The sequence below is a fragment of the Chthoniobacterales bacterium genome (assembly GCA_035274845.1).
In the GTDB taxonomy this organism is placed as follows: Bacteria; Verrucomicrobiota; Verrucomicrobiia; order Chthoniobacterales; family UBA10450; genus AV80.
The window spans coordinates 261,632-276,445 of record DATENU010000024.1 but is presented as its reverse complement, the minus strand read 5'-3'; the positions used below and the strand labels follow the sequence as shown (position 1 = coordinate 276,445).

Here is a 14,814-nt window from a genome sequence, read left to right as displayed (position 1 = left end):
TCAGGTCGCGCGCAAGGCGCTGCCGATCGCGAGGGAAATGCGCTGCCAGTCTTGCGTTTCTGTTTCGAGTTGGCGGCGGCCTGCCCGGGTGAGGCTGTAGAACTTTGCGCGCCGTTTGTTTTCGGACTCGCCCCACTCGGCTTTGAGCCAGCCGGCTTCCTCCATCCGGTGGAGGGCGGGGAAGAGCGAGCCGGGCTTCACGTCGAACGTCCCCTTCGTGATCTGATTGATTCGGGTCGAAACCCCGAGCCCGTGGAGCGGTTGCGCCGAAAGCGCTTTGAGGACGAGCAGATCGAGCGTGCCCTGGAGAAGGTCGGCCGTGAATTCATCTTCGCGATTGCTCATATAGATGATCTGTAGGAAGGGAGGATGACCGCTCTCCTATAGACTGTCAATAGGAGAAGATGCCGCGCTTTACCGCCTGGTTGAAATCTCGCGCGCAAAGGGCCGGACCCGGCCGAGCAGTTGGCCCGCGGTCAGGCAGAGCGTGTCGTCGATCGGACAACCAGCCTCGCGCAGGCCCCGCGCGACCCAGGTGTTGCAGGTGTTGAAAGCTGAATAGGTTCCCCGGGCCCGATACCAGCCTCCACCCAACCGGATTGGCTGGCCCTTTTCGTTCAGGGCGTAGGTCTGTTGGATGTGGTCGCAAAGGCTGGCCAGGCCTGGTCCGGACAGCCCCACCGCCAGGACGGTGAACTTTGGGTCGCTGTATTTCCGCCGGATCGGCTGGCTAAACCCTTCGGCGAACAGGACCGTCTGCCGATCGCCCAGCAGGGCTTTCATGGCGATGCCGGAGGTGAGCGGTTTGCGGTAGCCGCCTTCGTCGCCCCACCCGACCTCTATATATCTAGAGTCACCATAATCAGCGCTGGCCGGCCAATGGCCCCGGGGAATATCAGACCGTTTCACAGTCAGGCCGGTGTGCAGAGATCCGTGGTGGACGACAAAGACGGTCTTTTGGGCCGCTTCCGGGGTCGCGCACGGCTCGGGCGTTGCGGCGCAGCCACTTAGGACAATGGCCGCAGCCAAAGCCACGGAAGCCAGGCCGATTTGTCCCACGAAATTTCTACTCCCACGCATAGATTGCAACGACTACCGGACCACAACCTGCTGGATAGCGGGGGATCCGGCAACGCTGTCGGCCTTTTTATGAAAACAAATGTAAAAAATCGTTTGCGAGGAGGCCCAATCGAGTGCATAGGGGGCGCTTCCGTGCGCAAAATTACTCTCCTACTCACTGTTTTTTCGGCTTTTGCCCTGGTCTTTTCGGCCTCGGCGGCGAAGACCGACAACCTCAATTTTGAACCGCAGTTCGTCTTTAAAGATCGCAACGGCAAGACAGTTTCGGCTCCTATTGTCGATAAATACCAGCAAAAGAAGCTCGTCTATCCTACCGCCAAGGTCGACCCGCGGGTGAACCCAAAATTGATGCGGGCCGCGACGATCGCCCAGGAACGGGCCCATGCCCATTCCAAGTCCCGCTGCTGGCACTACGTCAAGGAAGCGCTCCTGGCCTCCGGCGCCGTCGACGCCCGCCCCAAGACCGCCCTGGCGAAGCAAGCCGGCGACGAGCTGGTGCGCGATTACGGTTTCAAGAAACTCCCGATCCGCGACCCGTTCGCGGCTCCGATCGGCTCGGTCCTCGTTTACACGGCCCGCGGCGCTGCCGGCCATGTCGAAATTCGGACCAAGAACGGTTTCGTGAGCGACTTCACTTCGAAGACCCCGTCGAAGCGCCCGTTACTTGGCGTTTACGCCAAGGGCTAAGCGGAACGGACATCAAATTTGGAGGGACGGCCGCTGTGCCGTCCCTTCTTGTGTACGGGGACGGTGCGGCTGCGCTCACCCCCGCCCGTGCGGCGCCGTGAGGTCCAGCGCGGGCCCGATCGGCACAATGCGCGTTGGATTAATCTGCTCGTGGGTCATGTAATAATGGCGCTTGATATGGTCGAAGTTGACCGTCTGGGCGACGCCGTCGTGCTGGTAGAGGTCGCGCAGGTACGGCCAGAGATTTGGGTAATCGACAATCCGGCGGAGGTTGCACTTGAAATGCCCATGATAAACCGCATCAAAGCGAATGAGTGTCGGAAACAATCGCCAGTCCGCTTCGGTCATGCGCTGGCCTAACAAGTAGCGGCCCGTGCCGAGCCGCGCCTCGAGCTGGTCGAGCGTCTCGAATAATCTTTGCGCGGCGCGTTCGTAAGGTTTCTGGCGGGTCGCGAACCCGGCCAGGTAAACGCCGTTGTTCACCCGCTCGTAAATCGTCTTGTTGAGCGCCTCAATTTCAGCCCGAAGATCGGGCGGGTAGAAGTCGTAAGCGTTCGTCGCGAAATCGCTGAATTCGCTGTTCAGCATCCGCAGCAGATCATCGTCCGAATTGCTGACAATTCGTTTCGTTTGTTTGTCCCACAAAACTGGAACCGTGACGCGTCCTCCGTAGCCCGGATCGGTCGCCTGGTAAGCCTCGCTCAGGAATTTGAAACCGTTCACCGAATCCTCCGAATGCCCGGGCCCTTCTCGAAAGGCCCAGCCGCGCTCGTCCCTGACCGGATCGACAACGGTCATTCCGATTGTCTCTTCCAGTCCTTTGAGTTTGCGCAGGATGATCGTCCGATGAGCCCAGGGGCAGGCGAACGAGACGTAAAGGTGGTAACGGTCGCGTTCCGGTTTCCACGCGGTCGAGCCATCGCGTTTCACCCAATCGCGGAATGCGTCTTCCTGGCGTTTGAAGGAACCGCTTTTGGTTTGTTCGTCAGGAAATTGGACCATGATTTATCGAACCGGTTTTGAAGAACCGGTGCAAGCGCGGGAAGCGGAGAGCTGCGCGCCAAAGCTACAGTTTTTGATCATTTTTGTGGCAATTCAGACAGAAAACGTCGAAAAACCGTAGCCCCGAAAAAAGTTTATTAATCGGTCGAAAAAAGGCTTGTCAGAGTGGTACGCCGTTTGCATACAGAGGACGCGTGCAACGTTTTCTCTTGTTTGTTTGTCTGACTGGCTGCGCGTTGATAAGTACCACAATGGAAGTGCAATCCGCGGGCCTGGCGCCCTCGAGATCTCACTTCTATTATCGGAATTTCGACGGCACCCCAACCTCCGCGCGGATCATGCGGCACTACTGGAATGTGCCCGTAGTTCATCCCGACGCGGCCGTCGATTCACGCCTTGATCCCCGGCTGCGCCGCGCCGCAACGATCGCCCAGGAAAGAGCCAACGCCCGCTCCAAATCGCGTTGCTGGCAATACGTCAAACAGGCGCTCTTTGACGCTGGTGTGATCAATTCCTATCCGAAGACGAATTACGCCACGCAGGCTGGCGACGAGTTGGTGCAAAACTACGGATTCAAGAAACTGCCGATTCACGATCAGTACGCGGCGCCAATCGGGGCTGTCCTTGTTTTTGGCCACGGTGCGGCCGGCCATGTGGTTATTCGCACCAAGACCGGTTTCGTGAGCGATTACTGGACGAGCAATCGTTGCAAGTACCCGCTCGTCGCGGTCTACGGAAAATTCTCTTCCTAATCTGTAGCGGGAATCAAACCCGACTTCAGGTAAACCATTCCGACGTGGTCGATGAAGGCATCGATCCAATCCCGCCGAATTTCCTCCTGGGCCTGAGCGAGCGTGATTTGCCGTTTCGCGATCTGCGCGAGAAGAACCTCTGTCAGCAGTTCTTTTCGATCCGCGCCATACGGTCTGGCGCGCACACTTTGCGGCCAAAGATTGTCGATGGTGTCCGCTCCGCCCAGTTCCAGCGGAACGAGATGGTCGATCTTGAATTCTGCCCGGCGGGACCAGGGAAGGCGGTAGCGCGCGAAGACTTTGCGCTCCATCTCGGGGGTCACCCCGGTTCGCTCCTTGTCCGCGCGGGCGACTCTGCCAGGCGTTAGCTTGGGATTCGGGAGGATTAAATCCTGGGCGCGTCCGTTAGTCGCGACAGCGAAAACGACCGCAACCATAGCGAGGAACAGCTTCACGACCTTGAATCGTAAGTCGTTACCGAATCAGATGCCGCGTCAAGGAGCGGCGGTGTCTTCCCGCCGTTGAATTACCAGAACCGCCTTGCCCAGTTTGACCGGCGCTTTCAAAACGCGTTTGTCACTTCAGCAAAAATTCCCGGATGAATTGCACTGTGCTGTAGAACTGGAAGTCGGCGTTTTTCTTCTTGGCGAAGCCATGCCCCTCATCCTTGGCCATGAGAAACCAGACTGGCGTGCTCTGCTTCTTCAAGGTCGCCACGATTTGTTCGGCTTCCGTCTTCGGCACTCGAGGATCGTTCGCGCCCTGCACGACGAACAGGGGCTTGGTGATTTTCTGCGCATTGTTCAACGGCGCAATGCGCTCGAGGAATTCCGCCATTTTCGGGTCACGCTCGTCGCCATATTCGGCCCGGCGAAGATCGCGGCGATAGCTTTCGGTGTTCTTGAGAAAGGTCACGAAGTTCGACGGCCCCACCACATCGAGGGCGCAGCGGATTCGATCGGCGTAATTTGATGCCACTGCCAGGGTCATGAACCCGCCGTAGGAACCGCCCGTCACCATCACCTTGCCCGAGTCCAGCTCGGACCGCGACGGCAGCCAGTCGAGCAACGCGGAAATGTCCTTGTAGGAACCTTCGCGCAGAAGGCCGTTGTCGAGTTTTAGAAATGTTTTCCCGTAACCCTCCGAGCCGCGCACGTTTGGGAAGACGATGGCGCAGCCGAGCTCATTAACGAGGTAGTTGTTTCGCCCGAGGTAGGTCGGGCGCGATTGTCCTTCCGGGCCGCCATGGATGTTGACGATGACAGGGCGTTTGCCCGGAAACTTTGCCGCGTCCGGCTTGTAGAGAAACCCCGTGATCTCCTTTCCATCGAACGTTTTCCACTTCACCAGCTCCGGCTCTACGAATTGCTTTGCGGGAATGCCGCCGGTTTCGCTCGCCGTCCACCGGGCGGTCGTGTTTTTCCCGCCGCCAAACGACCACGTGTAAACGTCCGAAGGCGACCGCGCCCCGGCGACACTAAAGGCGAGCATTGCCTGTTTCGGATCGCGATGAAACTGGACGCCGGAGATGACGGCGGCGGGCAGCGGTGGATTGAAAGCTGGCTCCTTTTTCGCGCCGGCTTTGGCCGTTCCGTTGGCGATCGACACGTCGATCAGGTGAAGCGTGCTCAACCCATTCTCATTGAACGCGAACGCGATCTGTTTCCCATCCTGGCTCAAGTCCCAGTTGTCGACGTCAAACTTCGCCTCGGGGATCAGGTAACTGTGTTTGCCGCTCGCGAGATCGATGTAAGCGAGGCGCTGGAATTCCGATTCTCGATCGGTCGTCACAAAAATTCCTTTGCCATCCTTGGCAAAACGCGCGGCAGAATAGGAAACTTTCTCGGCGCCTTCCGGCGGCCGCGGGGTGACTTCCTTTTTCGTGCCGCTTTGGGCATCGACCAGCCAAAGGTAGCTTTCGTTGACGGAAATAAATTCCACCGCGAGCAGCTGTTTGTCGTCCGGCGACCAATCGGCAACATCCCACCCGCCTTTTACTTCAGCGACCAGGTGGTCGGTCTTAGGATCGGTCGGCGCCTGGACATAAATGTCGGTATCCGTGCCGTTGCGGCGCGTTGATGAGTAGGCGACTCGATCGCCTTTGTTGCTCCAGGTCGGACTGCTGTTGCGCGATTTGCCGTCGGTCAGCAACGTGACGTTACCCGTCGCGAAATCGTATCGGTAATTTTGGAAGAACTCGGCGCCGCCGGTCCCCTTGTGGAAAATGAGATAGTCGCCCTTGGCCGGCTCGAAGGAAGCGCTCTCGACCCGATCGGGGAAAAATGTCAGCTGCGTCCGCGCGCCGCCCGGTTGGGTGACCTGATGGATCTGGTTGGTATCGGCGAAACGGGTCGAGATTAGCATTTCCGCGCGCGCCGGATGCCAGTCCTGGAACGAAGCCGCGCGCGATTCTGTGTAGCGCCCGACTTGTTCCGGCAGTTCTCCGGGAATCGGCGGCACCCCGTCGACAACGAGATTCTCGGCCGGCGTAAGCGGCGGTTTGGCCGGCGGATCGGCGGCGAAAGCGGCGAGCGGAGGGAAGACCAAGGCGGCAGCGAGCGACATTCGTTTCATACGAGTCGCGAATGTTCACACATCCGCTCCGCGCGGCGAAGCAAAAATATGGGAAGGCGCCTCGGCGCTGGAGTGCTTCGCTAAGGCATCCAACTCGACCGGCGCCTCGGTCGCTCTTCCGGGCTGCGCCGGGGTGCGGGCGCCTGGGCCACCGGCTCCACCGCCAGGGTGGTCTTTTGCGGTTGGGCAAACGACGAGCCACTTCGCATGTTCGGCGGCGAGATCCGCACAAACATGAAATACGGATTCCGATGCGCCCAGCTCAACGCCTGTTGTTTGGTCTCGAAAAAGCGATCGATCACGATCGCGTTGCGTTCCATTGCCGTGCGGCCGGAAAGCCGGGCCGCTTTGCGGCTGCGGACAGCAGAGCCGGTATCGACCGCGAGCAACGTTCCATCCGGCAGCGTGACTTTGCTTCCGTACGGAATCCGGCGCGGATCGACCGCGCAGTGCCCGGCGCGCAGCCGCGTGCCGGTCGAGCAAATATGCTGACGCGTCCAGCGATCGGATCCTTTTCCGCCGCTGGCCCAGTAAACTGTCACGCGCGCCAGGACCGATTGTTCGGTGGCTTGCGTCGTCGGAACCAGGGGCAACAGAAAGAGGAATGCGATTAGGATTCTTTTCATGGTTAGTTCGGGCAATTTGGGACTCGAACTATTTGCAGCCGGACTCGTGCCCGGCCTGGCGTTTCTTTTGAATCGGAAAGTGAATCGTAAGTGGTTCCGTAAGAGGAATTCATTTGGTCTTCGCGGAATTTCGCGCTTCGGCAAGAACTTCGAACCGCCGCATCCGTAGAAGTGAATGAACCTCTTTGATTCAGGCAGATAACCTCCGAACCCAGGAAAACGAACTCCAAGACATTCCCCAAAACAAATCAAATGAAAAACGAGGACATCCATATAGCAGCAAAGATCCTCGCGGCGCAGGTCGCGAGGACTTACGCAGCGGCACGCCAGACGGATGACGGGCGACGCTGCATGGTAGCGGCCCATCCGGACCTTCAAGACAAGATCAAGGCAGAGCTGAAAACGCTCCGAGCGACTGAACGAAGCGTCATTCGCGGATTGGTGCGCGCGGCAGAGCCCCAGGCACCGGGGTTGAATGATGGTATGATCGTTCCTCCCGACGAGTATCCGCTCGGCACGCCGCTGCGGGCGATCCGGAGCGGAGCGGCAGAGCGCGCCCCCCTCGCCGGCGTCGTGCGCGTGATTGTAGTTTTGGTCAACTTTCCAGACAAGCAAATGAGCCACTCCGCAGCGCACTTCAACGATCTCTTTTTCTCTCAGGGAGTCATGCCGACCAAGAGCGTTCGGGAGTACTACAAGGATGTGACCCATGGCATAATCGATATCCAAGGGCAGGTCGTCGGGCCTTTTACGATGCCACAAACCATCGCGGCTTACGCGCACGGCGCCGCGGGGCTGGGCGGTGTGCTGCCCAATGCGCGTACGATGGCGCGTGACGCCGTCGCCGCCGCTGATCCAACGGTAAATTTTGCGCCCTTCGACAACGACGGGAATGGGTTCGTCGATGCCTTCATTGTCGTTCACGCCGGCCCCGGCGGAGAGGTCACCGGTAATCCGGGGGACATATGGTCCCATAAGTGGGTGTTAGACGGGGGAGCGAGGACAGCCGATGGAACGAAGATATTCGCTTATCTTACAGTGCCCGAAGATTGCAAGATAGGGGTGTGCTGCCATGAGCTAGGGCACCTTCTCTTCGGCTTTCCTGATCTCTACGATACCGACAACACTTCCGAAGGCATCGGCAACTTCTGCCTTATGGCGGGCGGAAGCTGGGGCGGGGGTGGAGACACGCCCGTGCATCCCTCGGCGTGGTGCAAAGCCAACCAAGGCTGGGCATCGGTCATGAACGTGATGGCTAATGGTGCAAAAAACATCGAGGATGTGAAGACCTCCCATCAAGTCTTCCGGCTCTGGAAGGACGGAGCTTCCGGCAGCGAATACTTCCTCGTGGAGAATCGCGAGAGGACCGGATTCGATGCCTCACTGCCTGGCGGGGGTCTCCTCATATGGCACATCGACGATTCCCAGGGCGGCAATACCGATGAAAATCATTACAAGGTGGCGCTCATCCAGGCCGACGCGAAAAAAGATCTTGAACACAACGTCAACCGCGGTGACGCCGGCGATCCTTACCCGGGGACGGCGAACAATACCAACTTCAGCAACACATCCACCCCTAACTCAAAATCGTATTCCGGGCAGGATACCTGTGTAGCCGTCAGTGCGATTGGTGCGCCGGGTCCTATCATCACCGCAACTCTCCGGGTCAAGTGCAAGGTCATCAAGGAGATCACCAAGGATCAGAAAGACACCCACAAAGATATCATCAAGGATAAGGAAGGGAAAGAGCTCGAGAAAAAAGACATTAAGGAGATCATCAAGGATCAGAAAGATACCCACAAAGATATCATAAAGGATAAGGAGGGGAAAGAGTTCGAGAAGAAGGACCACAAGGAAATCAAGGAGAAAGACATCGTCGAAAAGCCGGTGAAGGAGTTTGAAAAGCCAATAACCGACAAATCGGCGGCGTTCGATAAAGGATTCGATAAGCAAGGGGAAGGTGGAAAGTTGGGCGAACTTGGCAGCCTGAGCGGAGGCAACGAGGCCGTTCTGACGAATCTGCTCACGCGTATCCAAGCGATCGAGGCTGCCCTGGGAACAGGGGGACAAGCCGCGACGGCTCAGCCATTCATTGGGCGCGAGTTGCGGCCAGACCTTACCCAAGGCGCTCTGCTCAACGAGCAGGATCTTGCGCGGGCCCAGCAAGAGATGGAAGCGGGATCCGCGCAGGCCAAACGTTCTTACGATACAAAGGTCTTGGAGCGCTAAGTTGCTGGCGAGGCGCTCAAGATGAAGTTTCTCATCCTGGCCCATCGCACGGACATGTCGGCGGCGGCGGTGGCAGCGGTCCTCTCCCGCCGTCACGGAAGTGGCGCATGCCGGCTCGTCGCCGCGGAGGAACTGGTCCTCGCTCCGCGGTGGGTGCACCGTCTGGATACGGACGGCGTCCGCTCCCGAGTACAGTTGCATGACGGCACACTGATCGACAACACAGAGGTAGGTGTCGTCTTGCATCGGTTATCTTTCCTCAACCTCACGCAATTTGGAAACGCTGACCGGGATTATGCAGGGGCGGAGATGTCGGCGCTGCTCCAGAGTTGGTTAGAAGGATTTCCCTGTCCTGTCATCAATCCGGTCACAACCCGTGGTTTCGCCCCGAATCGTACTCCAACGGGCTGGCTCAGACTAGCTACCGAGGCCGGGCTGCCGGTCCCGCGGTTGCGCCTGACGAGCAACCTCCGTCGCTTTCCGGCAGATGGCCTGCCTTTAGCGGACGGTTCCAGTGGGCCGGTTGGGCGCTCCTTCGCAACGCGTGGGTTTGCCGTTGTCGCCGAGCCACCTGGGCCCAACGCCCATTCGGTGCTGCTCGCCGGAGAGGAAGTCTGTGGAAACTTGCCGCCAGGGCTGCTCCCCGCCTGTCGGACCTTCGCGCGGCTGGCTCGCGCGCTGCTTCTCCGTCTTCACTTTACCTCGGGCCAACCTCACGGCGCACGCTGGCTTTTTCGCCACGCTGAGATTTTGCCTATGCTGGATGCCCTTGAGCTCGCGGCCGTCGTCCACCTTCTGGAGCGCGCCGCAGAGAACGAAATCCCAGTGCAGGCCGAAGTCGCATGATTCTTTTCTGTGGCATCCCATCGGAGCCGCCGATGGCGATGGCGCTCGCCGCGGCGGCGGAGGCGGAAGTTCGCCATGTCGTCTTTAACCAACGCGAGGCTGCCTTTTCCGATCTGCTCTTGGAACAGCAAGGCGGTCGGTGGAGCGGGACGCTTTGGACGCAGGAGACGGCGTGGCCGTTGAAGGATTTCACCGGGGTCTATAGCCGTATGATCGACTACGGCGGCCTGCCCGAAAGTCGCGCCCGCGGGCGGAGGCAGGCCGATCCGCAGGCAGTGAAACACTCCGCTTTTCTCCATTCGGTGTTAGCCGATTGGATCGAGATGGCTGAGTGCCGGGTCCTGAACAAGGCGGAAGCGATGGCATCGAACGGATCCAAGCCCTATCAGGCTCAGTGGATTCAACGGGCTGGATTTCTCGTCCCGCCGACATTGGTGACGAACGAGCCGGATGAGGCCGTCGACTTTGCCCGCCGGCATGGGCCCGTGGTTTATAAATCGACAAGTTCCATTCGATCGATCGTCCGCGAATTTGATTCCTCCCATCCAGAAAAGTTATCCAAATTGCGCGCGCTACCGACACAATTTCAAGCGCGAATCACGGGCACGAACATACGCGTCCACGTGGTCGGCAATAGGCTCTTTCCCACCGAGATTGCGACGACCGCGGTGGACTACCGCTACGCCCACCGGGATGGCGAACAAGTGGAGATGCGCGAAATCGAATTGCCCACTGAGATCGCGGTGCGCTGCGTCCGCCTTTCCCAGGCGTTGTGTTTGCCATTCTGCGGCATTGACCTTATGCGGACCCCGGACGACGAATACTATTGCTTCGAGGTGAATCCGTCTCCCGCTTACAGCTACTACGAACAAGAAACCGGCCAGCCAATCGCTCGCGCGGTGGTGGATTACCTGGCTGGAAAGCAGGAAACATCCATGTTCAATGTGAAGGTGATCGAAAACTGGGCCGATATCACGGGGCGTCTCGTAGCCTTTCGCTCGCATCCCGAATTGAGTGGCTATGTCATTGCTACACTGGCGGTTTTCACCGTCAACGGAGTACCGGGATTCCCCAATCTCCTCGAATACGCAAAAGGCCAAACCATTGAAGTCAACGTGCCTGCCGCTAAGAGCGTCGAACTTGAAGGCGCAAAAGGAACCCAAGTCTCGTGGAGAGTTCGCAAAGCCGGCCCCACGAGTATTTTCGCTCATCCCGATCTTTGTGTGCCGTGAGTGACAAGCAGATGGCCGTTCCTTTCCTATTTCTTTGGTTGTAGCACTTTCTGTCGTCTCGAATTTCGACCCTAGCGTCCGCGCGAATCTAGCCGCAAGGATTGAGCGCCGGGCAATCCCAGTGCATTTGCGCGGAGTCATCCAATTGATCTCGTCAGAATCGCTTTCGCGTCCGAATGTCCGGCGATGCTGAACAATCAGCCGGTCCGGATCGCCATGTGGTCGGGGCCGCGCAACATTTCCACCGCAATGATGCGGGCGTGGGGGAACCGGCCGGACACCGTTGTCTGCGACGAGCCGTTTTACGCCTGGTATTTGCGCGAGACTGGACTCGACCATCCTGGCGCCGAGGAAGTGATTGCACACGGCGAAACCGACTGGCGCAAAGTGGCCGCACAATTGATTGGGCCGGTCCCCGGTGGCAAGCGCATCTATTATCAGAAACAGATGACGCATCATCTTCTCCCGGAAATGGATCGCAGCTGGCTGGGAAGCGTCACGAATTGCTTTCTGATCCGCGATCCGGCGGAAGTGATCATTTCCTACCTCAAGAAGAACAACGATCCGACGCTGGAAGACATCGGGTTTGTCCAGCAGGCGGAGATTTTCGACTGGGTCGCCGCCCGCAGCGGTTTGGTGCCGCCGGTGATTGATGCGCACGACGTTCTTGAGAATCCCGAGAGAATCCTGCGATTGTTATGCGAAGCAGTCGGCGTCGAGTTTACGGAGGCGATGCTTTCCTGGCCGCCCGGTTTGCGCGAGACCGATGGTATCTGGGCAAAGCATTGGTATGGAGAGGTGGCGCAATCGACCGGTTTCCGAAAACGATCGGACCAAACCCACCCTCCGGTTCCACCGCATTTGTCCGATGTGTATGATCGCTCTCGCGAATATTACGACCGCCTGTATGAACATCGCCTGCACTAAAAAACTTGACGGCTTAAAGCCGTCAAGATTTCGGCGGCGCTCGTGACAAGAAATGAAATCATGCTCCAGCGATACGACGAGAGAAACCGCGACCTGTTGGTGAATATCAACGGGCGGCTCGCCCATCGGGATGAAGGCGGGATCAGCCCGTTCGATTCGGGAGTGCAGGGTGGGGACGCGGTTTGGGAGGGATTGCGACTCTACAACGGGCGCATTTTCAAACTATCCGAGCATCTCGCTCGGTTGCGACGTTCCGCCGAAGCGCTGGCGTTCGATGAAATTCCGGCCGACGAAGAAATCATCGCCGAGATTAAGAAAACGCTCGCGGGCAACAAAATGCGGGACGGCGTCCATATCCGTCTCACGCTTACTCGCGGGTTAAAAGTCACCTCCGGAATGGACCCCCGGCTCAACCAGGCTGGGCCGACGTTGATCGTCCTCGCGGAGTTTAAGCCGCCAGTTTACGCAAAGTCTGGCCTGACTTTGATCACAAGCAAGATGCGCCGGCCGTCGCCGGAAATCCTCGATCCGCAAATTCACCACGCGAATTTGCTGAATTCGATCCTGGCCAAGATCGAAGCGAACAAGGCCGGAGCCGATGACGCGCTCATGCTCGACCTGCGCGGCTTCGTGGCGGAGACAAACGCGACTCATGTTTTCATCGTGCGCAAGGGTGAAGTGGCGACGCCGCAGGTGGTGGCTTGTCCAGAAGGGATCACGCGGGCGACCGTGCTGGAAATTTGCCACGCCAACGAGATCCTATGTTGCGAAGCGGACCTGACGCTCGACGATATTTTTGCCGCTGACGAAATGTTTTGCACTGGAACCATGGGCGAACTAGCCGGTGTGCTCACGCTGGATGGCCGGGCAATTGGCCGCGGCCAGATCGGCCCGGTGACGCAACGGCTGAGCGCGCTTTTCGCGGAGCGAACAACGACTGAAGGCACCGCGATCGTTTAGCTGGACGTTTCCGGCGCGTCGCGCATCTCGAGGTCCGAGGCGAGCGCGCGCTCGAGGTTCTCGATGTGTTTGCGGGCGATCGAGACGTAGTCTTCATCGTCATCCGGCACCTTGGCCAATTCGCGAACCGAGGCTTCGTCGTGTTTGCGGAAAATTTCGGCGGCCCGTCGGGCACGGCGCTCGTCCATTCCCAACTCGCGGAGGGCGTCAATGCTCAGGTCCAGCGCGCTCCCGAGCGTTTCCCGATAAACCTGACTTACCCCGAGCCGGAGAATTTCGTAAGCGTGCTGGCGGCTGGCGGCCCGCGCCAGGATCTTCAAGCGCGGGAATTCCTGCCGCACGGTGCGGATGATTTCGAGCGCCTTGGTTTCGTCGTCGATCGCGAGGACGAATAGTTTGGCCCGGGCCGCGCCCGCTGCATGAAGCAGGTCGAGCCGCGACGCGTCGCCGTAAAACGATTTCATTCCGTACTTCGCGAGCGTCTCTACTTGATCGGCGTCGTGATCGAGAACCGTGGTCGGAAAGCCGTTCGCGCGGAGAAGACGGCCGACGATGTGACCGAAGCGGCCGAAGCCGGCGAGGATGACGGGATTATCGTGCTCGTCGATTTCGTCTGCGTCGCGTTCCGGTGACGGACATTTTTGAAAGATCGGCCTCACCAATTTTTCCTCAAGAGTGAGGAGGAGCGGCGCGGCGGCCATGCTCAGGGCGACGGAAGCGACGAGAAGATTCGCCACGTCTGCCGGCAGAACAGAATTCTGGGTCGCGAACGAAAAGAGCACGAACGCGAACTCCCCGCCCTGCGCGAGCGCGAACGCGAAGAGCAGCCCTTCGCCCGCCCTCAATTTGAAGGCACGGCCCAGCGCGAGCAGAACGACGAACTTCAATGCGAGCAAGCCAATCACAATTAACGCGATCACTCCGGGCCGTTGGCCTATGAGCGAGAAATCGATGCTCGCGCCGACCGAGATGAAGAAGAGGCCCAGGAGCAGGCCCTTGAACGGCTCGATGTCCGCTTCGAGCTGAACCCGATACTCGCTTTCGGCGAGCACTACTCCCGCGACGAAAGTCCCGAGCGCGGGGGACAGCCCGAGCTTTTGCATGAGCAACGCAATCCCGAGCACGATGAAGAGCGCGGTCGCGGTGAACATTTCGCGCAACCGCGTTCCGGCTATGTAACGAAAGAACGGCCGGAGCAAAAAGCGCCCGGCAAAAACGATCGCAATGACCGCGGCTACGACCACCAGCGCCTGTTGCCAGCCGGGAAGGCTGCTGATCAATCCCTCGTGCTTTGTCGTTTCTCCTGGATTGAGAGAGAGTAGCGGCATCAGCGCCAGGATCGGGATCACGGCGATGTCCTGGAAAAGGAGAACGGCGAACGAACTTTCACCCGCCGGCGTTTTCATCAGCCCGCGTTCGCCGAGCGACTGCAACACGATCGCGGTGGAAGACATCGCGAGCGTCAGGCCGACGGCGAGCGACGCTTTCCAGCCGAGCCCGCACAAAATCGCAACCAGCCCAAGCACGAGGGCGCTTCCCACCACCTGAAGCCCGCCCAACCCGAGAATCGGCCTTCGCATTTGCCAGAGCAACGCCGGCCGCAGTTCGAGCCCGATCACGAACAGCATCATCACGACGCCGAACTCGGCGAAGTGCATGACGTCGCCGCCGCCCTCCACGAAACGCAACGCGTAGGGCCCGATGACCGCGCCCGCCAGGAGGTACCCGATCACCGAGCCGAGCCCGAGACGTTTCGCCAGCGGCACCGAAACGATTGCCGCCAGGAGATAGATGAATGCTTGATAGAGGCCGCCGCTCATTTTGTATTGTAGATGGAAGTAAGCGACGCGCCCGCACGCGGCGGTCGAATTACAAACTCGCAAAACAGCCCCCTTGATT

Annotated in this window: 14 protein-coding genes; 7 read left to right on the top strand and 7 right to left on the bottom strand. The window is 59.0% G+C overall.

Going from position 1 to position 14,814, the window contains the following annotated elements:
* Both VJU77_19155 and VJU77_19150 read right to left on the bottom strand, forming a co-directional pair.
* Nucleotides 1–345: a PadR family transcriptional regulator gene (locus tag VJU77_19155; GenBank protein ID HKP05476.1), complete on the bottom strand. Its 345-nt coding sequence runs from the start codon at nt 343–345 to the stop codon at nt 1–3.
* A 69-nt stretch (nt 346–414) separates the two neighbouring features.
* Nucleotides 415–1,080, bottom strand: coding sequence for a DUF2459 domain-containing protein (locus tag VJU77_19150; protein HKP05475.1), 666 nt, complete (start codon nt 1,078–1,080; stop codon nt 415–417).
* A 132-nt stretch (nt 1,081–1,212) separates the two neighbouring features.
* On the opposite strand from VJU77_19150, the gene VJU77_19145 reads away from it, so the two are divergent.
* Nucleotides 1,213–1,767, top strand: coding sequence for a hypothetical protein (locus tag VJU77_19145; protein ID HKP05474.1), 555 nt, complete (start codon nt 1,213–1,215; stop codon nt 1,765–1,767).
* A 75-nt stretch (nt 1,768–1,842) separates the two neighbouring features.
* Here VJU77_19145 and VJU77_19140 read toward each other — a convergent pair whose 3' ends face one another.
* Nucleotides 1,843–2,769, bottom strand: coding sequence for a glutathione S-transferase family protein (locus VJU77_19140; GenBank protein HKP05473.1), 927 nt, complete (start codon nt 2,767–2,769; stop codon nt 1,843–1,845).
* A 251-nt stretch (nt 2,770–3,020) separates the two neighbouring features.
* Between VJU77_19140 and VJU77_19135 the strand changes: the two genes are divergently transcribed.
* On the top strand, nt 3,021–3,521 hold the full coding sequence (locus VJU77_19135) for a hypothetical protein (GenBank protein HKP05472.1): 501 nt from the start codon (nt 3,021–3,023) through the stop codon (nt 3,519–3,521).
* On the opposite strand, the gene VJU77_19130 is transcribed toward VJU77_19135, so the two are convergent.
* From VJU77_19130 to VJU77_19120, 3 genes are all read right to left on the bottom strand, one after another.
* The gene (locus VJU77_19130) at nt 3,518–3,976 is read right to left on the bottom strand and encodes a hypothetical protein (protein HKP05471.1); all 459 of its coding nucleotides are present in this window, start codon (nt 3,974–3,976) and stop codon (nt 3,518–3,520) included. The genes VJU77_19135 and VJU77_19130 overlap by 4 nt on opposite strands.
* A 121-nt stretch (nt 3,977–4,097) precedes the next feature.
* Nucleotides 4,098–6,095 carry a S9 family peptidase gene (locus VJU77_19125; protein HKP05470.1) on the bottom strand — a complete coding sequence of 666 codons (1,998 nt, stop codon included), beginning with the start codon at nt 6,093–6,095 and terminating at the stop codon, nt 4,098–4,100.
* A gap of 80 nt (nt 6,096–6,175) precedes the next feature.
* Entirely contained in the window at nt 6,176–6,721 is a 546-nt protein-coding gene (locus tag VJU77_19120) for a 3D domain-containing protein (GenBank protein HKP05469.1), read from the bottom strand.
* Nucleotides 6,722–7,162: 441 nt separating this feature from the next.
* Here VJU77_19120 and VJU77_19115 point away from each other — a divergent pair, with 441 nt between their 5' ends.
* The 5 genes from VJU77_19115 (at nt 7,163) to VJU77_19095 (ending at nt 12,915) form a co-directional block, all read left to right on the top strand.
* Nucleotides 7,163–8,950, top strand: coding sequence for a M6 family metalloprotease domain-containing protein (locus VJU77_19115; GenBank protein HKP05468.1), 1,788 nt, complete (start codon nt 7,163–7,165; stop codon nt 8,948–8,950).
* Nucleotides 8,951–8,971: 21 nt separating this feature from the next.
* Nucleotides 8,972–9,796 carry a hypothetical protein gene (locus VJU77_19110; protein ID HKP05467.1) on the top strand — a complete coding sequence of 275 codons (825 nt, stop codon included), beginning with the start codon at nt 8,972–8,974 and terminating at the stop codon, nt 9,794–9,796.
* Entirely contained in the window at nt 9,793–11,028 is a 1,236-nt protein-coding gene (locus tag VJU77_19105) for a hypothetical protein (protein ID HKP05466.1), read from the top strand. Before VJU77_19110 ends, VJU77_19105 begins: the two co-directional genes overlap by 4 nt.
* 186 nt (nt 11,029–11,214) lie before the next feature.
* Complete coding sequence (locus tag VJU77_19100; protein ID HKP05465.1) at nt 11,215–11,955, top strand: hypothetical protein; 741 nt, start codon at nt 11,215–11,217, stop codon at nt 11,953–11,955.
* Nucleotides 11,956–11,997: 42 nt separating this feature from the next.
* Nucleotides 11,998–12,915 carry an aminotransferase class IV gene (locus tag VJU77_19095; protein HKP05464.1) on the top strand — a complete coding sequence of 306 codons (918 nt, stop codon included), beginning with the start codon at nt 11,998–12,000 and terminating at the stop codon, nt 12,913–12,915.
* On the opposite strand, the gene VJU77_19090 is transcribed toward VJU77_19095, so the two are convergent.
* Nucleotides 12,912–14,735 (bottom strand): monovalent cation:proton antiporter-2 (CPA2) family protein, encoded by a 1,824-nt coding sequence (locus tag VJU77_19090; GenBank protein ID HKP05463.1) that lies wholly within the window; start codon nt 14,733–14,735, stop codon nt 12,912–12,914. The genes VJU77_19095 and VJU77_19090 overlap by 4 nt on opposite strands.
* Nucleotides 14,736–14,814 lie beyond the last annotated feature (79 nt).

What these genes read in the sequence shown, in the direction of transcription:
- VJU77_19155 (HKP05476.1), bottom strand. Translation starts at nt 345, where the DNA reads ATGAGCAATCGCGAAGATGAATTCACGGCCGACCTTCTCCAGGGCACG.
- VJU77_19105 (HKP05466.1), top strand. Translation starts at nt 9,793, where the DNA reads ATGATTCTTTTCTGTGGCATCCCATCGGAGCCGCCGATGGCGATGGCG.
- VJU77_19135 (HKP05472.1), top strand. Translation starts at nt 3,021, where the DNA reads ATGGAAGTGCAATCCGCGGGCCTGGCGCCCTCGAGATCTCACTTCTAT.
- VJU77_19125 (HKP05470.1), bottom strand. Translation starts at nt 6,095, where the DNA reads ATGAAACGAATGTCGCTCGCTGCCGCCTTGGTCTTCCCTCCGCTCGCC.
- VJU77_19090 (HKP05463.1), bottom strand. Translation starts at nt 14,735, where the DNA reads ATGAGCGGCGGCCTCTATCAAGCATTCATCTATCTCCTGGCGGCAATC.
- VJU77_19140 (HKP05473.1), bottom strand. Translation starts at nt 2,769, where the DNA reads ATGGTCCAATTTCCTGACGAACAAACCAAAAGCGGTTCCTTCAAACGC.
- VJU77_19100 (HKP05465.1), top strand. Translation starts at nt 11,215, where the DNA reads ATGCTGAACAATCAGCCGGTCCGGATCGCCATGTGGTCGGGGCCGCGC.
- VJU77_19120 (HKP05469.1), bottom strand. Translation starts at nt 6,721, where the DNA reads ATGAAAAGAATCCTAATCGCATTCCTCTTTCTGTTGCCCCTGGTTCCG.
- VJU77_19110 (HKP05467.1), top strand. Translation starts at nt 8,972, where the DNA reads ATGAAGTTTCTCATCCTGGCCCATCGCACGGACATGTCGGCGGCGGCG.
- VJU77_19150 (HKP05475.1), bottom strand. Translation starts at nt 1,080, where the DNA reads ATGCGTGGGAGTAGAAATTTCGTGGGACAAATCGGCCTGGCTTCCGTG.